Origin of the sequence: Zoogloea sp., assembly GCF_041904905.1 — a bacterium.
Classification (GTDB): Bacteria; Pseudomonadota; Gammaproteobacteria; order Burkholderiales; family Rhodocyclaceae; genus Zoogloea.
The window spans coordinates 1-21,778 of record NZ_JAYRMI010000036.1 but is presented as its reverse complement, the minus strand read 5'-3'; the positions used below and the strand labels follow the sequence as shown (position 1 = coordinate 21,778).

The window sequence follows — 21,778 nt, the reverse complement described above, 5'->3', positions numbered from 1 at the left end:
GGGCTTGGCTGCCCTCAGAATTTCACTTCGAAGGTGGCGTAGGCGTTGTAGGCGTTATCCAGCGGCGTGGTGGTCATCATCTGGCCGTTCACGTCGGAGATCTTCACCGGGGCGCCCACCCAGTTGTTGCTGCCGGTGTACTGGAAGTCGTAGTACTGGAAGCCGAGGCGGACGAAGCTCTTGGCCAGCGGCGAGGAGATGGGGCGGGCGTTGAGTTCCTGGATCAGGTAAAGCTCGTAGACGTTGCCGCGGGTGCCCACCTTTGACGTCCACATGTCGGTGGCGGCCGGGGCGAAGGTGATCCAGTTCTTCGAGCCGTGGTTGTACTCGATGCCCAGCTTGGTCTTGGAGGGCAGGTCGTAGCGCAGGCCCAGCGCGATGGCGGTGCCGGTCTTGTCGCGGGCGGCTTCGGGGCTGAAGAAGCCGCCGGTGAGCAGGCCCTGGAAGCCGAACTGGGACGACACGTTGTCGTTCGGGTGGGTGATGCTCATGCCCAGGTCGGCAAAGTAGTTGAGATCGCCCACGCCCACCTGCTTGAGGGTGCCCATGGCGCCCACGCCGTACCAGTCGATGTCACCCAGGTTGACCTTGGGCATGGTGTTGCCGAAGTAGGTGTCCTGCATCTTGGGGGCGTCGAAGATCTTGAAGCCCCGGTTCCATTGCAGCCACACCCGCAGGGGGTCGGTGTCGATGGGGATGACGGACACGCCGAGCATGTCGGTATCCTGCAGCGAGTTGCCGGGGGTGGACCGGAAGCCGCTTTCAAAGCCGCGGCCGTAGCAGATCTTGCCGTAGGCGCCGGGCAGGCCGTCGATGTCGGGCGCCCAGCCGACGGTCATGCCGTCGAAGGCGTAATCCACCAGCAGCGAGGGCGTGCCGCCGTTGCCGGGGCGTGGGGCGTTGAGGCGCAGGTTGCTCGGAGCGCCGTGGGTGGACGGGCGACGGCCCACCGAGAACCAGATGTCCTGATCGGCGATGTTGCTGACGGTGGCGAAGGCCCGGTCGACGTTGAGATAGCTGCTCGACGGGATGTGGCCGAGGGTGCCGTCGAACACCCCCACGCGATCGGCAAAGTACGGGGCCGATCCGCCGTTGGTCACGGCGTCGTCGTCGCCGGCGCCGAAGGTCTTGTACATCACCAGCCGGGCGTTGACGGTCACGTCCTGGGCAGCCTTGGCCACCAGATCGAGGCCGAAGCGGTTGGTGTAGAGGGTGTCGTTGCGGGGCTTGTAGGCTGGCACCTGGGCCCCGAAGCTGCCCAGCGCGCCCATCATCCCCGCGTTGGCGCCCATGAAGCTCTGGGCCTGCTGGTAGGTGCGCACCCCGGACATGTCGCGGGCAAACTGCATCAGCCCGGCCAGCGCGGCGCCATTGGCAGGCGTGGGGTTGGCGAAGAAGTTGGCCTGGAGCTGGGCCTGGGCGTTGGCGAAGGTGGCGCTCACATCGGTGAAGGGCTTGGTCTCGCCCCACAGGCTATCGACCCGGAACTGGTAGTCGCCGCCAATGGTGAGCCAGCGCTCGGAGGATTTCTCCTCTGCCTTGACCACCTTCTCCTGCAGCGCTTCGGTGGCCTGGCGGTTGGCGGCGGTGGCGCTGTTGTTGGCTTCGACCTGACTCTTCAGGCGGGTGAGTTCCTGCGAGAGGGCTTCGATCCGCTTGAGCAGTTCGGCGTTGGTTTCGGCCTGGGCCTGGAGGGGCAGGAACAGCCCTGCCACCAGGACGCCGATCAAGGTTCTGACATGACGGGTTTGCATGACGACTCCCAGTAAGCTGTGTGGTGTGAATCAGTGATCGTCGTCCCAACCGGTCACCATGGCCCGGAAGTGGGCGAGCGGGGTGTGGCCGGTGGTGCCGAGATAGATGTGGCCGATCAGGAAGGCGAGCATCAGGAAGGCCCCGATCGTGTGCACGGTGGCGATGGTGCCCAGCTCGACGCGATAGCCTGCGGCGGTCAGCTCGTTGTAGAAGAGGTAGGCCAGCCCGGAGAGCCAGATCAGCGGCGTCACCACCACCGTCACGCCCAGATAGGTCTGGGCCTGCATGGGGTTGTGCTTGCGCTCGCGGGTCGGCTTGAAGGGGTGCGGCTCGCCCTTGAAGATCCCCACCGCGTAGAAGCGGACAATCTTGTCGATGTTCTTCATCGTGGGGATGTACTGCCGCCACTCGCCGGTGGTGAGGTGCCAGAACATCGCCAGCACCCACAGGGCGATGAAGCCCCACACCGCGGCGGTGTGCACCCGGTGGGCCTGCTCGAAGCCGAGCAGGCGGTAGCTACCGTGAATCTCGAAGCCGGTCATCAGCATGCCGATGATGAGCGCCGCCTGAACCCAGTGCCACAGGCGTTCGAAGCGGGTGAAGATATAGACGCGTCCCATGATCCCGTCTCCCGGTCAGTGCTTGCGATTGACGAAACGGACGAGGCCATGCACCAGCACCCCGGCGAGGAGCACCGCCGCAGCCACCCAGCCCACCGTATCGACGATGCGGTTGCCACCCCCGCCGGGGATGTAGATCCCCTCGATCTTCTCGAGGCGTCCGCCACGGGCGTGGCATTCGGTGCAGCCCAGCGCCTTCTCCTTGGGGGCGACCATGTGGGTGATCGGCCACATCGCCACCGTCTCGATGAAATCCACCTTACCCGAGTAAGGCTTGCCCACCGTGGCCATGCCCGCCGCGATGGCCTTCTCCCAGTTCATGTGCTTCCAGTAGGCGGTGTCGTCCTCGCCAGCCAGATGGGCCACCACGAGGGAACGATTGACCGGATCGAAAGGCTGCTTGCCGCGGAACACCTTGACCGGCCAGATCATCGACTTGCCATCGTCCGGCCCGCCTTCAAAGGTGTTGATGGCAATCGGCTGGCGGTTCTTGTCGATGTCGTCGCCGAGGAGGGTGTACTTCACCGAGCCGTTAAACCACATGTACTCGGGGCGGACGTTCTCTTCGAGCACGAAGTCGCCCTTGATGCCGTTGTAGGTGACATGGCCATCGTCGTTGGTGACGACCAGCGGCTTGCCCTTGGCGTCGCGCTTGCCGGCGGTGGACCAGTCCCAGGACATCTTGGTGGGCATGTCGCCCCGCGCGAAGGCAGGGATGTGACAGGTCTGGCACGCCACCTTATCGGTGTGGTCGTTGAGCTTGGCCATGCCGTGGGGCGCCTGGCCGTGGCAGGCCTGGCAGGTGGCCGGGTTGGAGCTGTCGGCCTTGCCGCGCAGGTGCGCGCCGCCCTTGTCCATGGCGGTGGGCGCATAGCGGCTGCCGGGCACCTGGTGGCCGTCGGTCTTGTGGCAGGTGGCGCAGGTGAAGTTGTTGCCCTCTGCGTCCATGTGCACGTCGAGGGCCTTGTCGGGCTGCTCGAGGGAGCTGTCCAGGTCGCCGTGCTTCACCGCGTCGCCGCCGCCACCGTAGAAGTGGCACGCCCCGCAGGTTTCACGGCGGGTCTTGCCCACCTTCTGGGCGATGACCTGCAGGTCGATGCCGCGGACGATCTTGCCCGACCCCGGCGGGAACTCGGTGTCCCTGGTTACCGGGTTGCCGGCAAAGCCGGAGGGCTTCTTGTACTTGCCTGTGGCGTCGTGGCACACCAGACAATCGACGTTCTCCTGGGAGGCGAAGTCGAACTTGTTGCCGTCCTCCATCCCGTAGCCGATGTGGCAGCTGGCGCAGGCCTTGTAGTTGGACGACACCGAGGTGCAGAAGTTATTGATGACGTGCCGCTTGCCCAGCGTCTGCCCGGTGGAGGGATTGACGTACTCCCACTTCCAGTGCTGGGTCTGGTGAACCTGCTTGGCGGCTTCCGTGTGACACGTCAGGCAGGCCTTGGTGACTTCCGGCCCGGACTGGAACGGCCGCTGGAGTTCCTTGAACTTGCTGTGGTCCGCCGTGGATTTGAGCAGCGCCGCGCTGGGCGCACCCGGCTTCTGATCGGCCGCCGCGTGGGCCGAGCCCATCGCCGCAACCACCGACAGCGCCAACAGAACCTGCTTGAGCACTTGCATACGCCCCCCTCTTGCGAACCGACCGGTTGAAGTGGTGCACCGCAAAATCAGCACAAATTAATTTTAGAATTTGCTGATTTTCCAATATTGATGTGCGTCAATGGCCATGACTGCTCCAGGGTCAATACCGGGACAAACGGCGCACCGTTTGCCAGATCGCAACAAAGCGCGGTGATTTCCAGCAGTCGCTGGCGTTGGGGCGGGTGAATTCCCCGCTCAGGGCGGGATGCGCGGATGCCGGCGTGCGGGCGGTCGGGCGCCGCCCACCGGGCATGGCGGCGGGCCTCAGCCCTCGTCGGGCAGCATCGCGTAGAAGTTCTTCTCGATGGTGGCGATGTGGCCCACGCCCAGCTCGCCGGCGATCTCCTGGCACATCTCGAAGGCTCGCACCAGCTGGGCGCGAGAGGTGGCGTTGCGCAGGTGCTCGCGCACCGGTTGATCGCCGTGGCGCAGGCTCTGCTCCATGGCATTGAGAAGGTACAGCCGGGCCAGCGCCAGAGAGCGCCGCTGCCGCGGCACGCCCGGCGCGTGGACGTGGACAGGCGCCGGCGGCACCCGCACCGCCGGCTGGGCCGAGGCCCGGCTGGCGATGGCCGCCGGGGCCAGCCCGACGCGGATCACGAAGCCCTCGTCGTGGAGCTTGGCGAGAGCCTGGCGCACGTCTCCCAGGCCAGCCGCGGCGTCGGCCAGCTCGGCCACGCAGCGCCGGCCGTCCACGAGGATCAGCACCGTCCGCAGGCGCGGGGGAACCCGTCTTGCGCGGGTTGCGATCTCCTCCACCCCGGCCACGGTCTTGGCCAGAATCCAGTCGTTTCCCATTGCGCGCCCTCGTGCTGCTGCTTGATACGGGACGCGATGATACGGATTGAAAACTTCAGTGACGTGACACCCGCCGGTGACGGAAGCTGGCCGGGGCGTGGGCGAACACCACCGAGAAGACCAGGATCAGCCAGAACAGCGCCGGCCGCGCCGCCTCGTCGGCCACGAACCAGCCCAGCAGCGCGAACTTCACCAGCAGCGAGATGCCGGCAAGCTCCTGCAGCCACAGGGCGTTGGACCACGCGTCCAGCGCCGCCATCGCCACCCCGGAGGCCACCATCAACACCAGAAACCCGTGGGCCGCGCCCTGCCCGCCCGCCACCAGCCCGGCCCCCACCCCCACCACGCCGGCCAGATGGGCGGCGCGCAGCAGCACCCCGAGCCAGCGCCGGCCGGGAAAATCGCGGTAGGTGGATGATGGCCCGGCGCTCATGGCCTTACAGGTTGGCGCGGGCTTCCCAGGCGTAGCCGCGCCGGGTGAGTTCGTCGGTGATGCGGGCCATCGCGGCATCCACGCTGGCGGCCGGGCCCTTCATCCCCAGCTCGATGTGACGGCGCAGCCCCTCGCCCCCGAAACTGGGCAGGCTGAACAGGGTGGCGTCGGGGAAATCGGCGGTGATGGCTTCCATCAGATCGATGAGCTTGCCCTCCAGCGCCTCCCAGGCGATCACCGAGCGCTCGACGTAATCGGCCTTGTGATGCAGGTGTGCCAGGCGCCGGTCGAGCACCCACTCGACCATCGGCCAGGCCATCACCGGGAAGCCGGGCACGAAGTAGTGGTTGGCGATCGAGAAACCGGGGATGCGGTTGTAGGGGTTGGGAACGATCTCGGCGCCCAGGGGGTAGACGCCCATCTGCAGGCGCTGGGGCGTGGTCTCGTCGCCAAAGCGGGCGCGGATCTCGGCTTCGGCCTCGGGGTGCAGGGCCAGGGGCAGGCCCAGAGCCTCGGCGGCGGCCTGCCGGGTGTGGTCGTCGGGGGTGGCGCCGATGCCGCCGAAGCTGAACACGATATCGCCGCTGGCGAAACTCTCCTTGAGCGTCTGCACCAGCCGCGGGCGCTCGTCGCCCACGTGGCGGGCCGACGCCAGGCGCAGGCCGCGGGCCTTGAGCAGCTCGACGACCTTGCCGAAGTGCTTGTCCTCCCGTCGACCCGAGAGGATTTCGTCGCCGATGATGATTGCGCCGAACGCCGGCGTGGAATCCGCAGCCATGGTCAGTTCACCTCGATGATGTGCTCGCGGCTGCGCGCCACGCGCAGGGCCGACAGCAGGTAATGCACGAAGGCCAGCCCGGAAAGCGCCGGCGCAAACAGGTTGATGAGCGGCAGGTGCGCCATCGCCGCGCCCACCAGCCCCACCCCGAACAGCCCGCTGGATTGCTCGGCCGGCAGGGCTTTCATCTCGTGGGTGTCGGCGTGATGCATCAGCGCGTCGTAGCGGAAGGCGCGCTGGTTGAGCCAGGCGGTGAGGATCAGCGAGATCAGCAGCCCGGCGCCGGGGATCAGCCACAGGGGCAGGCTGAACGCCAGCAGCACCAGAAACTGGATGACCGAAGTGAGCGCGTTCCACACGCTGCCGATCTGGCTGCCGCCGTTACGCCGGGCGATGTCGGCATAGTCGCTGGCGGCCACTTTCTCGAGCATCAGCGGCAGCGCCACCGCCGCCACCAGAAAGGCCGCGGTCACGTAGATCATCGGCAAGGCCAGCACCACCAGCCCGATCTTGAACATCACCAGCGCCACCAGCAGCGCGCCCTCCGACGACGCCAGCCAGCCACCCACCAGCGGCAGCGCCGTGATGAAGCCGCTACCCAGGGCAACCAGCGTGCCCCAGCTCGTCACCAACAGGCCCGTCCAGACGATGCTGGCGGCCAGGGTCGGCCACATCAGGTGCCACAGGATGCCCGGCCGGCCCAGGCTGCGGGCGGCGGAGAAGTAGGAGAGCAGGATCGGTTTCATGGGCCACGGGAGCAGTAGGTTGCGCAGGCGGCGCCGGCCGAAGCCCGACGTCGCCCAGCGGGTTACCCGGTATTTTCGCCGATCGGCGGCCCGCGGTCACGCCGCAGGCGGCGAGGCCCTTCGCCACCGCCTCGGCGGTGAGGGCGCGCCGGGCCGGGGTGGCCAGCGCCAGCGCCTCGTCCGGATGGACGATCACCCCCGCCTCCAGCAGCACGGCCGGCACCGTGGACGACTTCAGCACCACCAGGTTGTCGTAGTAGTACACGCCGTTGGTCTGGTCGGCCCACGGGCGACCGATGCCGGCGGCCTCGGCGTGATGGGGGGTGGGCGTGAGCCCGGCCTCCCGCAGCGCGGCACCGATGGCGCTGGCGCAGGCCAGGCTCTCGGCCAGCCGCGGGTTCTTGCGCGACACAAAAAGCGAGAAGCCCCGGGCGTACTCCGAATAGCGCTGCTCCTTGCCGTCCACGATCCAGGTCTGCTGGTATTCGGCCCGCACCGAGTCGTGGTGCACCGACAGGAAGAACTGCCCGCCCGCCGCCTCGGCCTGGGGTGCGCGGGCGTACAGATCGGCCATCTCGCCCTTGTAGCCGATCAAGCGCACCGGCACCCCGTCGCGCTCCAGCCGGGCGGCGATCACCGCGGCGAGGGTCTGGTTGTACTCGAACTCGGTCACCCCGTAGGCGCTGGTGGCGCCGGGCTTTTCGAGGTAATGGCCGACATCCACCGCCACCGGCACGGCGGCGACGGCGGCCGTGCCGGCAAGCGTCGCCCCGAGCGCCGCCAGACGGCCCACCCGACCGCACATCGCATCGACTCTGCCCATCGTTCAGTCTGCCCCGTCCTGCACCTGGCGCAGCGCAAAGCCCCGCGCGGCCAGCCGCTCCAGCAAACCGCCCTTGCCGCCGAAGTGCCCCGCCCCCACCGCGATGAAGGGCCGCCGGCCGGGCTGGAGCCCGCCCACGATGGCGTCGGCCATCTCCCGGTTGCGCTCATCCAGCAGCGCCTCCAGCAAGGGCGCAGCCTCCTCGCCGCCGGAGGTCTCGCTCAGCAGCCGGTCGATCTCCGCCACATCGCCCCGGCGCCACGCCCTCAGCATCGCCCCGAAGTAGGCCGGGGCCGCGTCCTCCTCCACCAGCGCGACCACCTCGGCCAGAAACGCCGCCTGAGCCTTGTCGCCCCCGGCCGACAAGGCCGCCACCTGTCGCTCGGGCCGCTCCAGCGCCCACAGCGCCACGCCCCGGGCGCGGGCATCCCGGGCCAGCGACAGATCGATGCCCTGGGAAGCGCCGTACCCGGCCAGCTCCGCCGCCCGCAGGGTGAGCAGGGTGCTCACCATCCACGGCTGCAGGCCCTGCAGCGCGGCCGACGGCAGCCCCAGCCGGTCTGCCACCCGCGCCAGCCGCGGCCGCAGCGCGGGGGGCAAACGGTCGTCCAGGCGCTCGCCGGCGGGCAGCCGCGCCGCCGCCATCAACACCCGGGTCAGGGCCGGGTCTTCCGGGTCCAGCTCCAGCGCCAGGCTATCGGCCCCGTCGAAGGCGGCGCGCACATCCGGCGGCAGGGGGAAGCAGGCCGCATCGCACACGTGGATCGTGCCGTACAACCACGCCCGCAGCGCCCCGTCGCCGTCGCGCAGCTCCCACAGGTACAGCGGCCCCTTCGCCGCAGCCAGCCCCACCCACAGCAGCGCGACGACCATCGCCGCCGTCCGCCCCGCCCTGCCCCACCCGAATGCGTTCAATCGACCCTCCCCCTGCCGCTACAATGCGCGATTGTCCAGGCCCGCATCATGCCCCAAACCGCCCACCTTCCGCCCGCCATCCTGCTCCTCGGCCCCACCGCCAGCGGCAAGACCGCCTGCGCCCTGGCCCTCGCGCAGCGGCTGCCGGTGGAGATCGTCAGCGTCGATTCCGCCCTCGTCTACCGCGACATGGACATCGGCACCGCCAAGCCCAGCGCCCAGGAGCAAGCCGCCTGCCCGCATCACCTCATCGACATCGTGAGCCCCGAAGAGGCGTATTCGGCCGCCCGCTTCTGCCAGGACGCACGCCGGCTGATGGGCGAGATCACCGCCCGCGGCCGGGTACCGCTGCTGGTGGGCGGCACCATGCTCTACTACAAGGCCCTGCGCGAAGGGCTCTCCGAACTCCCCGAGGCCGACCCGCAGCTACGCCGCCAGATCGAAGACGCCGCCGCCCGCGACGGCTGGCCGGCGCTGCACGCCCAGCTCGCCGCCCTCGACCCGGACGCCGCCGCCCGCCTCCAGCCCAACGACGCCCAGCGCATCCAGCGCGCGCTGGAGATCGTCCGCCTCACCGGCCGCCCGCTGGCCCACAGCTACGCCAAGCGCGACGAAGCCGACCAGACCCACCGTTTCATCCCCGTCGCCCTCGCCCCCAGCGACCGGGCCGTGCTCCACGCCCGCATCGAGCGCCGCTTCGACGCCATGCTGCTGGCCGGTTTTGTGGACGAGGTGATCCGCCTGCGCCGCCACTACCGGCTCGACCCCAACCTGCCGTCGATGCGCTGCGTGGGCTACCGGCAGGCCCTGGACTACCTGGAAGGCCACTGCGACCTGCGCACCTTCCGCGACAAAGGCATCTTCGCCACCCGCCAGCTCGCCAAGCGCCAGATCACCTGGCAACGCAACTTCCGCGAGCGCTGGGGCGACCTGACCGAAGTGGACTGCCTCGCGCCGGATCTGGAAGCCCAGGTGTGGCACACCGTGGCCCGCGGGCTGGGCTGAGCCCCATCGCCGGAGACCCCACGCATGCACCGACACGACGCCGAAATCGTCTGGCACCGCCACGGCGAAGCCTTCACCGACAACCGCTACAACCGGGCCCACCTGTGGCGCTTCGACGGCGGCGCCGAAGTGGCGGCTTCCCCCTCGCCGCTGGTGGTGCCGCCACCCTGGTCCGACGCCCGCGCCGTCGATCCCGAGGAAGCCTTCGTCGCATCCCTGGCCAGCTGCCACATGCTGTGGTTCCTGTCGATTGCCGCCGGGCGCGGGCTGGTCGTCGATCGCTACCTCGACCGGGCCCAGGGCACGATGGACCGGAACACCGAGGGCCGGCTCGCCATCACCGTCGTCACCCTGCGCCCGCAGGTGGATTTCAGCGGCCCGCAACCCTCGCGGGACGAGATCGAGGCGCTCCACCGCGCCGCCCACGCCGAGTGCTTCATCGCCAACTCCGTCCGCAGCGAGATCCGCTGCGAGCCGGTCTTCATCGACACCCCTTAGGGCAGCCAAGGCCGGGCCGCCCGGAGGGCATCGCACGCCCCCCTCAGGCCGACACCGAAAGCACGCTGCTCGCCGCCGATCCGGGCGAACCACCGCCATAAGCGCGCATCAGCCGGTGGGCCAGCATCGCGTCGGTCTGGCTCGAAGCACTGCCGCTGCTGCCGCTGCTTGCGCTGCCCGACGTGCCGCCCTGGGTAGACTGCTCATAGGCCATCGCCTCGCTGGCGCTCACCTTGCCGTCGCCGTTGGCATCGGCCTTGTCGAAGTTCTCCACCACGCTCGAGATCAGCGACGCACGCTTGCCGTCGGTGCTGCCGATCTCCGCCAGCTGGCTCTGCAGCTCGTCCTCGGTGAAGCCCGCGTCGTCCTCTCCGCCCCCCGGCGGCGGGGGTGGCGGCGGCATCCCGCCCGCCACACCCATCCGGCTGCCGAACGCCTGGCTGTCCAGCGCCTCGGCCAGCTTCTGCACCCCGCTGGAGAACTCGCTCTCCGTCACCTTGCCGTTACCGTCGCCATCCAGCGCGCTGAACAGCTGGCTGCTGGCGTCGCTCGCCCGGGACGACGACGCGTTGCCGAATACCTGGCTGAACGCCGACTGCAGATCGCGCTGCTCGATGAAACCCTGCCCCTTGCTATCCAGCCTGGAGAACAGCTTGCTCGCCATCTGGGCCGGGTCCGGGCGCGCCATCGCCGACGCGCTGCCATAACTGCCGATGCTGCCAACCATGATTCAATCCTTTCCGCTCTGTTCCGTGAGTTGCCGGAGTCGCTCCGGGCGGCCTGCGCCTGCCCCCGTTGCATAGCAAGATAGCGGCCCGGAACACCCCGGGCTGGCGGCGGATCGGGTTAAGGAAGGTAAAGTTGGGTTAAGGCATTGGCCTGCACGACGCCTCCCCAGGCCTGCCGCGAGCGCTAGACATCGCCCCGGGAAAAATCTGCCGGCGGGTATCCGCTACCGATTGCCGGAACGGCAGCGGTCACCCGCACGCCCTTCCGCCCAGGCCAGAGAGCCTCCCCGAATGCGGCAGAAAGTGCCGGGCAACAGGCCGACTCAGGCCAGCCTCGCCAGCATGCGTCGCACGACAACAAGCCAGGCGCCCAGACAGGAAGCAACGCTGGAATCCGCAGGCACACAGCCGGCCGTGGCCCACCTTCCGTCACCGGGACGAAGCCGGGGCGGGCGCCGCTGGATCGGGAGGCGATTTCGCGTGTCGTCCGCCAAGGTCGCGGCCCCCTCCCGCCCGTCCACCCCGACCGCCGCCCCCCGGGTGTTAGAATCCCCCCTCAGCACGACTAAGGTGACCCCGATGGAATTTACTGAACAGCTTCGCGTTGAAGTCCAGCGCTCCGTGGCGGCCTCTCTGGCCGAAGACATCGGCACCGGCGACCTCACCGCCCGACTCATCCCTGCCACCCGCATGGCCCGCGGCCGGGTCATCACCCGCGAGGATGCCGTGCTGTGCGGCACCGCGTGGTTCGACGCCGCCTTCACCACCCTCGAGCCCGACGCCTCGGTGATCTGGCACGCGCGCGACGGCGAGCGCATCAAGCCCGGCCAGCTGCTGTGCGAGATCGACGCCTCCGCCCGCGCCCTGCTCACCGCCGAACGCACCGCCCTCAACTTCGTCCAGTTGCTCTCCGGCACGGCCACCCTCACCGCCACCTTCGTACAGGCGGTGGCCGGCACCAAGGCCAGGATCGTCGACACCCGCAAGACCCTGCCCGGCCTGCGTCTGGCGCAGAAGTACGCGGTCAAGGTGGGCGGCGGCACCAATCACCGGATCGGCCTGTACGACGGCATCCTCATCAAGGAAAACCACATCATTGCCGCCGGCAGCATCAAGGCGGTGATCGAGCAGGCCCGCTCGTTTGCCCCGTCCAACGTGTTCATCGAGGTGGAGGTTGAAAACCTCGGCCAGCTCGAGGAAGCCCTCGCCGCCGGCGCCAAGATGATCCTCCTCGACAACATGCAGCTGGCCGAAATGCGCCAGGCCGTCGAGATCAACGCCGGCCGCGCCGAGCTAGAAGCCTCCGGCGGCGTCAATCTCGAGCGCGTGCGCGCCATCGCCGAAACCGGCGTCGATCGCATCTCCATCGGCAGCCTCACCAAAGACGTCCGCGCCATCGATCTGTCGCTGCGTCACGTCGAAGAAGAGTAAAACGCCCCAACTCCGGGCCCGGCGATCAGCGTCCGGGCCCTTTTCTTTTTTCCGCCGATCATGAACATCGAATTCGACGGCCCGGTCTCCAGTGCCAACGCCCCCCTCATCCGTCAAGTCATCGAGGCGCTGATCCAGCGCATCCTCGCCCGCGATGGCGACCTCGACATCAACGCCCTCGACCGCATCGTGGTGGCCGACGACCTGCCGGCCGCCGAAGCCCGCCTGGGTGTCACGCCCGTCGCCGGCGAGCACCTGTCGCGCATCGTCGAGAGCGGCGCGAGCTTCGCGCTGCTGATGAACGGCGTCAAGCTGTGGTCCATCCTCGAAGGCGACAGCGCCGAAATCGCCCGCCTGATCCACCACCTGCACAAGGAATGCTGGCGCCTGCACGACGCCGCCCGCCCGGCCCCGGCCACCGAAGCCGCCGCCCCGCTGGCCCGCGCGCTGGCGCCCATCGTGGCGGTGATGTGGCAGGAATACCGCATCAACCGGCGCACCGCGTGGTCGCTGCCGGCCGATTCCGACCTGCTCCTCAACCACCTGGCGGCCCTGCTAGAAGCCCTGCCCGGCGGCATGCAGGAAGAGATCACCCTGTATTTTGCCGATCAGGATCTGGACGGCCTGTTCGCCAAGAGCACCGGCCGCATCGCCCACCTCATGCAAGCCGTCGCCCATGTGCAAGGCTACCTCGACGGAATGGGCCAACCCCTCAAGGCCGTCAGCGCCGAGATGGCCGAACGGGTGGCGAAATCCTTCCTGTCGCCCATCTGGCTGACCACCGCCCAGCACCTGGCGGCGGGCCACGCCATCGCAGCGGGCGAACTGGCCGACGCCCCGCTACGCCGCGACGTGCACGCCGCCTTCGCCACCTTCGGGCTGATGATCCGCGAGAGCGAGGACGGCGACGTGTGGGTGGACGTGCAGCCCCTCACCCCACCCGAAACCCTGCACTGAGCGCCTGCACCGAGCCCACCGCCCGGCGCGGGCGCACCGGCTCAATAGTGAGGCGGAATCTCGTCCCGCAGGTCGCGCGCCTCGGCCGACGGCGTGGCCGCCTGCATCTGCTGGTAGAGTTGGCGGATCTGCCGCTGCAGGGCGTCGATCTGCTCCTGCTGGCGGTGCACCGTCATGTTGAGGGTCTCCACCAGGTCTTCGGTGAGGGCGAGCTTGATCTCGATTTCGGTAAGTCTGGATTCCACGATGCCCTCGGCTCCGATTTGCAAAGGGCGGATTGTTCCAGCCCCAAGACCGGCCGCCAAGCCTTATCGCCGGGCAACCCGCCGGGACGGCACCGAAAACATCAAAAAGGCCTTGACGAGCTGGCGCCCCACTTCTAAAATGCGCGCCTCTGTTCCTCGATAGCTCAGTCGGTAGAGCGCCGGACTGTTAATCCGTAGGTCCCTGGTTCGAGCCCAGGTCGAGGAGCCAGAACAATTTGCGGCGACGTGTTTTCAACACGTCACCACCCCGTCAGATCCTCGATAGCTCAGTCGGTAGAGCGCCGGACTGTTAATCCGTAGGTCCCTGGTTCGAGCCCAGGTCGAGGAGCCAAGACAAGCAAGCAGAAAAGCCAATCCGCAAGGGTTGGCTTTTTTGTTGTCTGGTCGATTGCTGGTCGGTGCCCAACGATGCCGGACACGGGATCGCCCATCGAGGCGCGGTGGCTCGGCCGTCCCTGCCCGATGCATCGCAATGACGCCTACAGCCGCTAGTCACGCCACGCGCCCGGCTCCGCAGCCCTTGCGGCGCGACTGCCACCCGTCCGGCCACACGCCCCCCCCCGCTCACTGCCACGGTCTCGCCGTCACACGGCACCGGGAAACACAGCCTCTTCAACGCACTCCCCACCTCAAGACCGGCAAGGACCGGCCCTCCGACGGATTCGGAGGGAGCCGATCGTTCTTAGTGTCAATCTCGGCAAGGGGGTCTATGTAGTACGTCAATTGACACCATGCGTGCTGCCCCCACTGCTATTGTCGAGCAACAACGCATGGCTGAATCGCGTTAGCAGCACCCACGTGAGCCCGGCGCAGGATCAAGCGACCTGCGCCGGGCGTCCCGATTGTTACGCCCCTGCGAGCCAAGCTCGCAGGGGGGCCCTTCAAGGCATGATGGCAACGACATTGAGAGTAGTTTGTGGGATCGGGGCTAGAGAGCCTGATGACCGCGTAAGGAACCGGTCGGTTAAATTAATTCTGCACCGCTGCTCATCGGCCGGAGCGGACAGTGAAGCTGCAATGCGTGAATGACCGTTGAGCAGCGATTGCGGTCGGCAGGCTCCGTTCGTTGCACGTCCGGTGAGGGACTCATCGCGGTCGTTGCGGCGCGCCAGGGCATGGCTTGAGCGACCGGCTTGTGTGGCGCACATCATCCTGTCGAGGCCGAAGTCGCCGGCAACGGATGTCTGCTTACTTCGGCCCTGAACCTACCATGGCGACACAAGGCCGCAGGTTGATCCTTCGAACCGGCAGAGGACTTCGTTGGCGCGGGGGCGTAGTTGCGTGGCGCCCCTCCTTCGGTCAGATATCCAAACGCCACGCTGCCATTGCCAATTCGTTTATCCTTTAGCGCAGTGCATGTAGTGGGGTGCGGGAGTCCGCGTCCCGAGGAGAGAGATCGTGTTGATAGTGCCCAGTTCGGAATCGATACCAGCCCCGCTGGTCGTAGCTTTGGCCGACCGTGAGGTATCCATTTGGGTACGGGGGAAGGTCCACACGCCCGAAGAGGCTGACGCGATTGCAGCAATGCTGCGGCTTCCATGGAAGCAGATCTTCATTGAAGAATGCGACCCGCTTCTCGTTGCCGCGCTGCATAAGCCGGACAGCGACGCCCTGGCTCGTCGTCGCGGGTACATCCATCTGATCGACTCCGATCCATCGCGCATCGAGCTACCCGCGCGTGCCCTGCCCGTATTCCTGTTGAGCGGGCTCAACGACCAGGGGACCACGTTCGAGCAGCAGCTGCGTGGTCTGACGATGCTGGAAGAACTTCGTCGCTCCGGCGTGAGGCAGCTCGTCGTGGCGGGAGACTCGGATACCCCCCCAACCTCAGCCCTCGACAGGATTTGGGCCACCGGCTTCCGGACACGTCTTGTGGTCGCGGACGATAAGGCTGACGTCCCCGAGCAGCTGTTAGCGTGGCTGTCCTCCAAGGACAAGCATGCTCTTGCATCCGTCGTCGCGCTACGAGTCGCTGATTTTGCTTCGAAACTCGTGGCTGCGTTCACGTCCTCCTATGAGGACGAGCGGCTGATCGTTCGCCAGCGAAACGAGGCCGGCGTCGTTCGGCGCATCGACCTGACCGACATTGATGACCCCGAGCGCCCGATCTTGGATAGCTATGACCTGGTTCGTGACCGCGATCTGACGTCTGCGGACCCGGACGACCTGCCCGAGGAATCATTCAATGCCTTTTTTCGAGGCGACCTCGGGGACTGGCGACCGTTTGCAGCTGGAGTTCCGTGGATTCGCGATGAGGGTGCTTGGACCGGACTGCAAGCGCAGTTGCTTCGACTGGATTCCGCCGGTTCGCCGGAGAACCGAATCACGTATATCGTTTCGGAGGCGGGCGCTGGCGCGACCACGCTCGCTAGGCACTTGGCCTTCACTGCCGCGAAAGCGGGCTACCTAACCCTCGTTGCGAAAGGGCTTCCGTTCACCCCGGATCCGCTACCACTTATCAATTTCCTGACACGCGCTAGGCAGCGGAGCGATGACCTGAGATTGAGCGGAGCCGCCACTGAGGCGGGCGATGCATCAGCATCACGCCTGTACGAAACCCCGTGGCTGCTGGTGTTTGACCGAGTCCACTGGGAGTCTCGCGACGGCGAACTCCGCCGCTTCCTTCAGGAGCTGGAGCGCGCTGGGCGTCCGGTCTGCATCCTCGTGGTCACCGGGCCGGTCAAAGAACCGGCCTACTACGACGGGTCCCGGTTCAAGCAACTGACAAATCTTCAACATCTTCTGGAACAAACGCAAACCCTTGAGCTGGGCAGGCACATCAACCGCTTCCTGCGTCGCTACGGCAAGGAACGCCCCGAGTGGCAATGGCGCAATTTTCACGAGACGCATGCGGTCAGGTATTTGGAAGGCGTTGCGGCCTTTTGGGTCACGCTCTCGTTCTGGCTGCAGACTCAATACGATCTGAGTGACTCGATTCAGGACTGGGTCTACAAGGCGTACAAACACAGCGCTGATACGGCTGAGGTGAAGCGGGCGGTCCTGCAGATCGCTGCTCTCAGTTCAGAGCGGCTACCAATGCCGGAATCACTCATCGAGCAGGGAGCAAGCCCTTGGCCGGTTCCTCTCCTGCTTGATGACAGGCGCGGGGATCTATCGCCGCTAGGGGTCGTCCGCCTATCGAAGGGCGGCCGAAAGTACTGGGCGATGGCGCACGACATCCTCGGTCGACTGCTCATCAACGCGTTCTTCTATGATCCGACTGCTCGGACCTCGATGGGCTTCGGTGATGCGCGGGATGCGCAGCACCTCCGGTTTCTCATCCTTCGGGAGCTGTCGCGGATGCCGGCCCTCGGGGAGATTGAATCGCGCGACTACGGTGAGGAGTTCGCCACGAATGTATTCAAGTTGGATCCCGACCACGGGCGAAGTAGCTGGAACCACATCTGGCGGGAGGTGCTGTCCGCGCTCGACGAAATGCCAGCGCCTCTGCGAAATGGCAGCCGAGTATTTCGGCACCACACCGCGATATCACGTCGAAGAGTCACCTGGCTGGATGAGTTGGCCTATGGCATCTCCGACGTTGATCGCGTCGCCCTTTTGGAGCGCGCGATCTCGGACATCACCTATGCCCTTCAGATGATCGATGGTGCATCTGGCGGCGAGCCGGACGTCAACCTCTACAACTCGCTGGCCAACGCGTACTTCGATCTCGCTCGAATCCGCGCGCGACAAGGGGCATCGGCAGAGTCTCTCGCTCAGCTTAGGAAACTAGCGTCCGATGCGACGCGCCATGCTTACGAACAGAGTCCGTCGAGCCCTTACGTCATCGAGACTCACGTGAAGAGCCTCATCGCATCGGCCGAAGAAAACAAGGAAGCTGCGCCGGCATACTGCATAGAGGCACTAGAAATTGTTTATGGGGCGATACGAAGTGATCGAAGCGAAGTCCGTCGACATGCGCTCATTTCACTCGCCGACCGGGCAGTGGCCATACTCTTGTCGGCGGGGGTGAACAGTCAGCGTCTGACCGAACCAACCAACCCGACTGAGGTACTGGTGAGCGCCTGGGTCGCGCTGGCGAAACCACTCGATGGCACTGCACCCGATTCCCTCGAGGAAGTACCTCGCGACACCCTGATTGCTGTTCTGCATCAACTCGAAGGCCCAGTTGGTGCCGGAAATGCACAGGTGGCTAGGCTCCGCTATCAGATATTGGTCGCAACGAACCCGTATGACTTCAAACCGCAGCTAGAAGCGCTCGATCTACTCGTTGCGACCGACTATCGGCTGATGCCTCAGCTTCGGCTTGAGTATGCACTCCTCATGTTCCAGGAGATGCGTCTGGACGAAGCGGACCGCGAATTCAGGGCCCTCCGCTCGCTCTGGCGCGATACCGAAATTTTCGTGCAGGTGCCTGTGCGACTTCGCTGGTTACTTCAACCGGGTGGCGAACGGCGCAGGGTTTCGGCGACCGCGGCTTACGGCCACGGCTTCCGGGCAATGGCGCGCGTCGCCGAATTCGGACGCATCGAAGTTCCCTATCGGCCGCAAGAGTTTGGAGCCAACGATCACCGGCAGGGCACGAAGTTCTCAGCGTACGTTTCCTTCGGTCACAACGGCCCGTTCCTAAGGCCAGTCACCGCGGCTCGTCATTGACATGCCTAACGAACAACCCGACATCGTCGCCCTGTATGGCATCTCAAAACGTTGGCAACTTCGTCCACGGTCCGTGTTGGTCGAGGGAACGTCCGATGTGGCGCTGCTCGAACTTGCCGCCGACCATTATTTTCGGAAGCACAGTAAGGCACTCCTGGCGGACATGTCGATCGTCGCCGCTGGAGAGGGTGATCGAGGAGGCACTCACGGCGTCATTCGCGAGCTGGTCGTCCTTCGTGGCTTGGCGGCCGCCTACCTCTCTCCCTCCGGGCGGCCCGTGTACCGCGTGATCGGGTTGTTTGATAGCGATGCGGCTGGGAACAAAGCTGTGCGTGGCGCTCGCGAGATTGACGCGTCGATCATTGAGTACCGAGACGTCTTTAGGTTGAGACCAGTGATGCCGACGGCCGGCATCCTTGATCCCGCAGCGCTACAACGGAGCTTCGAGAAGCTGAACGAGCCGTACAAGGGTATCGCCTGGGAAATCGAAGACCTGATTGACGAGCAGCTCTTCGATCTGTTTCTCGAAGAGAACCCATCCGCAGTGACTCGCGAAGAGACGATGGCGGGTAAGACTCACCGGGAGCTGACGCGCGATGGCAAGAGTCGCCTCGTTCGATTCTGCAAAGAATACGCTGACCTTCCGAGTCTCACGGGCATGGTCGAGGTAATTCACGCATTGCGGCACTATCTGAACCTGCCTGCCCTGAATTAGTACGGTCCGGCGATGAAGTTGGGCACCCCGATCCGCGTCACACGTTGTCCTTCTTCCTCTTCGCTGCCAGTCCGCTCTTCATCTCGCTTGGTCCAGCGCCAGTGTCAATTCGTCGAATGGGCGGAAGCTCGACGCTGTATCAGGCTTAAAACGTCATCGATAGGACAGTGGCCACCGTCGAAGACCCGCCAATCTGGTTAGGACTGGAGTGAAGCCGGCGGCTTTCAATAGCTGGTATTGGAATGAGCGGTCTCTCAGCTCCTGAACCGCGAATGACTCCAACCAGCCTAATACAGCCGGTCGAGAGTTGGCAACTGAATGACCGTTTAGGCCTGTGGATTCAACCGGTGGATGCAACGGATTGCTGAAATCGCTGTGCCGGTGTTTCGTAGTTTAGTGTCTTCCTGGGTAAGGGCCCGGCCACCCCATCTTCCCCGGGCTGCTTAGCTCGCTAACCATAGTGTCCACTACGCACTATAAGTGGACACTTCCATGACCCTCACCCCGCCCCGCCGTACCCGTCGGACCCACTCTGAGGCATTCAAACAGTCCCTGATCGAAGCCTGCGGCGAGCCCGGCGCGTCGGTCGCCGGGGTCGCCCTGGCCAACGGGATCAACGCCAACCAGCTGCGGCGCTGGATGCGCGAGCGGGGCATCGAACCGCCCGAGTTGTCCTGTCTGCCCTTACGTGTTGCGGCCTCAGAGCCGATGGGCGGCTTTGTCCCGGTGCAGCTTTCCCCGCACGTTGATCCACCCATCCGGCTGGAACTGCGCAAAGGTGCAGCGACGGTCACGGTTGAGTGGCCCACGTCTTCGGCCACCACCTGTGGCGCCTGGCTGCGCGAGTGGCTCGGGTGATCCGGGTCGAGGCGCTGTGGCTGTCGGTGGCGCCCCTCGACATGCGCGCCGGCATGGACACGCTCCTCGCCCAGGTGGTGCAGGTCTTCGGCGAGGCGCGCCCGCATCAGGCCTACCTCTTCGCCAACCGGCGCGGCACCCGGATGAAGGTGCTGATCCACGACGGCCAGGGGATCTGGCTCGCCTGCCGGCGACTCCACCAGGGGCGTTTCCGCTGGGCCGAGGGGAACGGTTCGCTCACGCTCTCCCAGGCGCAGTTCGATGCCCTAGTGCTTGGCCTGCCCTGGCAGCAACTGGGCGGTGACGGTGCGATCCGGATGATTTGACGGTCCACCATCCGGAGTTGCCCCGATGGCTGTGGCGCTGCGCCGGCGGCATGATCGGCGCATGGCTCTCCCCACCAATCTCCACGCACTCGACGCCGACGCCCTGCGTCAGCTGCTCATCGCCCAGGATCGGGAACTCACCTGGCGCCAGGCCAAGATCGACCAGCTCACCCACGAACTCTCGCTGCACAAACGCTGGCGCTTCGGGGTCAAGACGGAGCGCCTGCCGGTGGAGCAGGCTCAGCTGTTCGAGGAGACGGTCGAAGCAGACCTCGCGGCGATGACCGAGGAGCTCGAAAAACTCTCCGGCAAACCGTCTGCCACCAAGGGTCAGGCCAAACGCAAGCCGCTGCCGCCTGAACTGCCCCGCACCGAGATCCATCATGAACCGGACAGCACCACCTGTGCCTGTGGCTGCCAGATGAAACGCATCGGCGAGGATGTCGCCGAGAAACTCGACTACACCCCCGGTACCTTCCGCGTCGAACGCCACATCCGCGGCAAGTGGGTCTGCCAGGATTGCGAAACCCTGGTGCAGGCCCCGGTGCCCGCTCACGTGATCGACAAGGGTCTCCCCACCACCGGCCTGCTGGCCCAGGTGCTGGTGGCCAAGTACCAGGATCATCTGCCGCTCTACCGCCAGGAAGGCATCTTCGGCCGGGCGGGGCTCGCGATTCCCCAATCCACGCTGGCCCAATGGGTCGGTCAGATGGGCGTGCAGTTGCAGCCTCTGGTCGATGCGCTGAAGGAAGAGCTCCTCGCCTTCCCGGTATTGCATGCCGACGAGACGCCGGTGGCCATGCTCGACCCGGGGGCCGGCAAGACGCACCGGGCCTACCTGTGGTCCTACAGCATCGGCGCCCACGATCCGGTGCGGGCCGTGATCTACGACTTTGCCGACAGCCGCGCGGGCAAGCACGCTCGGGACTTCCTGGGCGAGTGGCGCGGCACCCTCGTCTGCGACGACTACTCGGGCTACAAGGCCTTGATCGCCCAAGGCGTCACGGAAGCGGGCTGCATGGCCCACGCCCGACGCAAGTTCTTCGAGCTTCAGGAACACGGGCAGAGCCAGATCGCGGGCGAGGCGCTGAAGCGGATCGCCGCCCTCTACGGCATTGAGCAAGAAGCGCGGGAGTTGAAGGCTGAAGCTCGCCAGGCGCTGCGAGAAACGCGTGCCCGGCCGCTGCTGGAAGAACTGAAAGCCTGGCTGCTGGCGTGTCGAGGCAAGATTCCCAACGGATCATCCAGCGCCAGGGCCATCGACTACACCCTCAAGCGCTGGGCGGCGCTGACCCATTACCTGACGGATGGAAACGTCCCCATCGATAACAACTGGATCGAGAACCAGATCCGGCCGATTGCCATCGGGCGCAAGAACTGGCTCTTTGCCGGCTCGCTGCGCGCCGGCAAGCGGGCCGCGGCGATCATGAGCCTGATCCAGTCGGCGCGCCTGAATGGGCATGAGCCCTTCGCCTATCTGAAGGACGTCCTCACCCGCCTGCCGACTCAGCCGCAGAGTCGGATCGGTGAGCTGTTGCCGCATCGGTGGAAGCGGGCTGAGGCAGCTACGCCTTGAGGTTCTCGGTCAAGGTGGGTTGGCCGGGGGCTTACCTTCCTGGGGCGTTCATTCAGTTTGCGTGCGACGGCATTGAGGGCTACTTGCGAGTAGGCCGACAGATCCGTTCCCTTCGGGAAGTACTGCCGCAATAGCCCATTAGTGTTCTCGTTGGTTCCGCGTTGCCAGGGATGATGTGGGTCACAGAAATAGACCTGGATGTCGGTCGCGAGTGTGAATCGTTTGTGGTCAGCCATTTCCTTGCCCCGATCCCAGGTCAGCGACTTGTACAGCTCATGCGGCAACTTGTGCG

Annotated in this window: 21 protein-coding genes and 2 tRNA genes; 11 read left to right on the top strand and 12 right to left on the bottom strand. The window is 66.0% G+C overall.

What is annotated here, in order from left to right; all coding sequences use genetic code 11:
* Nucleotides 1–14: 14 nt before the first annotated feature.
* The 9 genes from ACE3N6_RS11560 to ACE3N6_RS11520 all read right to left on the bottom strand — a co-directional run bounded on the left by ACE3N6_RS11560 (nucleotide 15) and on the right by ACE3N6_RS11520 (nucleotide 8,467).
* Entirely contained in the window at nucleotides 15–1,754 is a 1,740-nt protein-coding gene (locus tag ACE3N6_RS11560) for a DUF3373 family protein (protein WP_374245912.1), read from the bottom strand.
* 30 nt (nucleotides 1,755–1,784) lie between these two features.
* Nucleotides 1,785–2,375 carry a cytochrome b/b6 domain-containing protein gene (locus ACE3N6_RS11555; protein ID WP_374245911.1) on the bottom strand — a complete coding sequence of 197 codons (591 nt, stop codon included), beginning with the start codon at nucleotides 2,373–2,375 and terminating at the stop codon, nucleotides 1,785–1,787.
* Nucleotides 2,376–2,390: 15 nt separating this feature from the next.
* Nucleotides 2,391–3,995 (bottom strand): tetrathionate reductase family octaheme c-type cytochrome, encoded by a 1,605-nt coding sequence (locus ACE3N6_RS11550; protein WP_374245909.1) that lies wholly within the window; start codon nucleotides 3,993–3,995, stop codon nucleotides 2,391–2,393.
* A 285-nt stretch (nucleotides 3,996–4,280) separates the two neighbouring features.
* A complete protein-coding gene (locus ACE3N6_RS11545; RefSeq protein WP_374245908.1) occupies nucleotides 4,281–4,814 on the bottom strand; it encodes a hypothetical protein in 534 nt (177 codons plus the stop codon).
* 55 nt (nucleotides 4,815–4,869) lie between these two features.
* On the bottom strand, nucleotides 4,870–5,247 hold the full coding sequence (locus ACE3N6_RS11540; RefSeq protein ID WP_374245907.1) for a hypothetical protein: 378 nt from the start codon (nucleotides 5,245–5,247) through the stop codon (nucleotides 4,870–4,872).
* A gap of 4 nt (nucleotides 5,248–5,251) precedes the next feature.
* Entirely contained in the window at nucleotides 5,252–6,025 is a 774-nt protein-coding gene (locus ACE3N6_RS11535; RefSeq protein ID WP_374245906.1) for a competence/damage-inducible protein A, read from the bottom strand.
* Nucleotides 6,026–6,027: 2 nt separating this feature from the next.
* On the bottom strand, nucleotides 6,028–6,711 hold the full coding sequence (locus ACE3N6_RS11530; protein WP_374245930.1) for an EI24 domain-containing protein: 684 nt from the start codon (nucleotides 6,709–6,711) through the stop codon (nucleotides 6,028–6,030).
* The gene (locus ACE3N6_RS11525; RefSeq protein WP_374245905.1) at nucleotides 6,620–7,594 is read right to left on the bottom strand and encodes an N-acetylmuramoyl-L-alanine amidase; all 975 of its coding nucleotides are present in this window, start codon (nucleotides 7,592–7,594) and stop codon (nucleotides 6,620–6,622) included. Before ACE3N6_RS11525 ends, ACE3N6_RS11530 begins: the two co-directional genes overlap by 92 nt.
* A 3-nt stretch (nucleotides 7,595–7,597) precedes the next feature.
* Nucleotides 7,598–8,467: a TraB/GumN family protein gene (locus ACE3N6_RS11520; RefSeq protein ID WP_374245904.1), complete on the bottom strand. Its 870-nt coding sequence runs from the start codon at nucleotides 8,465–8,467 to the stop codon at nucleotides 7,598–7,600.
* Nucleotides 8,468–8,557: 90 nt separating this feature from the next.
* Between ACE3N6_RS11520 and miaA the strand changes: the two genes are divergently transcribed.
* Complete coding sequence (gene miaA, locus ACE3N6_RS11515; RefSeq protein WP_374245903.1) at nucleotides 8,558–9,514, top strand: tRNA (adenosine(37)-N6)-dimethylallyltransferase MiaA; 957 nt, start codon at nucleotides 8,558–8,560, stop codon at nucleotides 9,512–9,514.
* Between the two features lie 24 nt (nucleotides 9,515–9,538).
* Nucleotides 9,539–10,012, top strand: coding sequence for an OsmC family protein (locus ACE3N6_RS11510; RefSeq protein ID WP_374245902.1), 474 nt, complete (start codon nucleotides 9,539–9,541; stop codon nucleotides 10,010–10,012).
* Between the two features lie 43 nt (nucleotides 10,013–10,055).
* Here the strand turns inward: ACE3N6_RS11510 and ACE3N6_RS11505 are convergent, their stop codons facing one another.
* A complete protein-coding gene (locus tag ACE3N6_RS11505) occupies nucleotides 10,056–10,739 on the bottom strand; it encodes an EF-hand domain-containing protein (protein WP_374245901.1) in 684 nt (227 codons plus the stop codon).
* Between the two features lie 580 nt (nucleotides 10,740–11,319).
* Between ACE3N6_RS11505 and nadC the strand changes: the two genes are divergently transcribed.
* Both nadC and ACE3N6_RS11495 read left to right on the top strand, forming a co-directional pair.
* On the top strand, nucleotides 11,320–12,171 hold the full coding sequence (nadC, locus tag ACE3N6_RS11500) for a carboxylating nicotinate-nucleotide diphosphorylase (protein WP_374245900.1): 852 nt from the start codon (nucleotides 11,320–11,322) through the stop codon (nucleotides 12,169–12,171).
* Between the two features lie 60 nt (nucleotides 12,172–12,231).
* Nucleotides 12,232–13,128, top strand: coding sequence for a hypothetical protein (locus ACE3N6_RS11495; RefSeq protein WP_374245899.1), 897 nt, complete (start codon nucleotides 12,232–12,234; stop codon nucleotides 13,126–13,128).
* 41 nt (nucleotides 13,129–13,169) lie between these two features.
* Here the strand turns inward: ACE3N6_RS11495 and ACE3N6_RS11490 are convergent, their stop codons facing one another.
* On the bottom strand, nucleotides 13,170–13,373 hold the full coding sequence (locus tag ACE3N6_RS11490) for a SlyX family protein (protein ID WP_374245897.1): 204 nt from the start codon (nucleotides 13,371–13,373) through the stop codon (nucleotides 13,170–13,172).
* Nucleotides 13,374–13,526: 153 nt separating this feature from the next.
* Here ACE3N6_RS11490 and ACE3N6_RS11485 point away from each other — a divergent pair.
* The 7 genes from ACE3N6_RS11485 to ACE3N6_RS11455 all read left to right on the top strand — a co-directional run bounded on the left by ACE3N6_RS11485 (nucleotide 13,527) and on the right by ACE3N6_RS11455 (nucleotide 21,486).
* Nucleotides 13,527–13,602: transfer RNA gene (locus ACE3N6_RS11485), tRNA-Asn, on the top strand.
* 47 nt (nucleotides 13,603–13,649) lie between these two features.
* Nucleotides 13,650–13,725, top strand: a tRNA-Asn gene (locus tag ACE3N6_RS11480).
* Nucleotides 13,726–14,792: 1,067 nt separating this feature from the next.
* Nucleotides 14,793–18,011, top strand: coding sequence for an ATP-binding protein (locus tag ACE3N6_RS11475; protein WP_374245896.1), 3,219 nt, complete (start codon nucleotides 14,793–14,795; stop codon nucleotides 18,009–18,011).
* Between the two features lies 1 nt (nucleotide 18,012).
* On the top strand, nucleotides 18,013–18,726 hold the full coding sequence (locus tag ACE3N6_RS11470) for a hypothetical protein (protein WP_374245895.1): 714 nt from the start codon (nucleotides 18,013–18,015) through the stop codon (nucleotides 18,724–18,726).
* Between the two features lie 492 nt (nucleotides 18,727–19,218).
* Nucleotides 19,219–19,584: a transposase gene (locus ACE3N6_RS11465; protein WP_374245894.1), complete on the top strand. Its 366-nt coding sequence runs from the start codon at nucleotides 19,219–19,221 to the stop codon at nucleotides 19,582–19,584.
* The gene (gene tnpB / locus ACE3N6_RS11460) at nucleotides 19,527–19,910 is read left to right on the top strand and encodes an IS66 family insertion sequence element accessory protein TnpB (protein ID WP_374245892.1); all 384 of its coding nucleotides are present in this window, start codon (nucleotides 19,527–19,529) and stop codon (nucleotides 19,908–19,910) included. The genes ACE3N6_RS11465 and tnpB overlap by 58 nt, the downstream gene beginning before the upstream one ends.
* A gap of 61 nt (nucleotides 19,911–19,971) precedes the next feature.
* A complete protein-coding gene (locus ACE3N6_RS11455) occupies nucleotides 19,972–21,486 on the top strand; it encodes an IS66 family transposase (RefSeq protein ID WP_374245890.1) in 1,515 nt (504 codons plus the stop codon).
* On the opposite strand, the gene ACE3N6_RS11450 is transcribed toward ACE3N6_RS11455, so the two are convergent.
* Nucleotides 21,417–21,778, bottom strand: a 362-nt coding sequence (locus ACE3N6_RS11450; RefSeq protein ID WP_374245888.1) for an IS30 family transposase, incomplete at its 5' end; no start/stop codon positions are given. The genes ACE3N6_RS11455 and ACE3N6_RS11450 overlap by 70 nt on opposite strands.

Excerpts from the sequence above, each read along its gene's own strand:
- ACE3N6_RS11455 (WP_374245890.1), top strand. The coding sequence starts at position 19,972 with ATGGCTCTCCCCACCAATCTCCACGCACTCGACGCCGACGCCCTGCGT.
- ACE3N6_RS11540 (WP_374245907.1), bottom strand. The coding sequence starts at position 5,247 with ATGAGCGCCGGGCCATCATCCACCTACCGCGATTTTCCCGGCCGGCGC.
- ACE3N6_RS11495 (WP_374245899.1), top strand. The coding sequence starts at position 12,232 with ATGAACATCGAATTCGACGGCCCGGTCTCCAGTGCCAACGCCCCCCTC.
- nadC (WP_374245900.1), top strand. The coding sequence starts at position 11,320 with ATGGAATTTACTGAACAGCTTCGCGTTGAAGTCCAGCGCTCCGTGGCG.
- ACE3N6_RS11555 (WP_374245911.1), bottom strand. The coding sequence starts at position 2,375 with ATGGGACGCGTCTATATCTTCACCCGCTTCGAACGCCTGTGGCACTGG.
- ACE3N6_RS11525 (WP_374245905.1), bottom strand. The coding sequence starts at position 7,594 with ATGGGCAGAGTCGATGCGATGTGCGGTCGGGTGGGCCGTCTGGCGGCG.
- ACE3N6_RS11550 (WP_374245909.1), bottom strand. The coding sequence starts at position 3,995 with ATGCAAGTGCTCAAGCAGGTTCTGTTGGCGCTGTCGGTGGTTGCGGCG.
- ACE3N6_RS11505 (WP_374245901.1), bottom strand. The coding sequence starts at position 10,739 with ATGGTTGGCAGCATCGGCAGTTATGGCAGCGCGTCGGCGATGGCGCGC.
- ACE3N6_RS11465 (WP_374245894.1), top strand. The coding sequence starts at position 19,219 with ATGACCCTCACCCCGCCCCGCCGTACCCGTCGGACCCACTCTGAGGCA.
- ACE3N6_RS11470 (WP_374245895.1), top strand. The coding sequence starts at position 18,013 with ATGCCTAACGAACAACCCGACATCGTCGCCCTGTATGGCATCTCAAAA.
- ACE3N6_RS11520 (WP_374245904.1), bottom strand. The coding sequence starts at position 8,467 with ATGGTCGTCGCGCTGCTGTGGGTGGGGCTGGCTGCGGCGAAGGGGCCG.
- ACE3N6_RS11535 (WP_374245906.1), bottom strand. The coding sequence starts at position 6,025 with ATGGCTGCGGATTCCACGCCGGCGTTCGGCGCAATCATCATCGGCGAC.
- ACE3N6_RS11545 (WP_374245908.1), bottom strand. The coding sequence starts at position 4,814 with ATGGGAAACGACTGGATTCTGGCCAAGACCGTGGCCGGGGTGGAGGAG.
- ACE3N6_RS11560 (WP_374245912.1), bottom strand. The coding sequence starts at position 1,754 with ATGCAAACCCGTCATGTCAGAACCTTGATCGGCGTCCTGGTGGCAGGG.
- ACE3N6_RS11510 (WP_374245902.1), top strand. The coding sequence starts at position 9,539 with ATGCACCGACACGACGCCGAAATCGTCTGGCACCGCCACGGCGAAGCC.
- miaA (WP_374245903.1), top strand. The coding sequence starts at position 8,558 with ATGCCCCAAACCGCCCACCTTCCGCCCGCCATCCTGCTCCTCGGCCCC.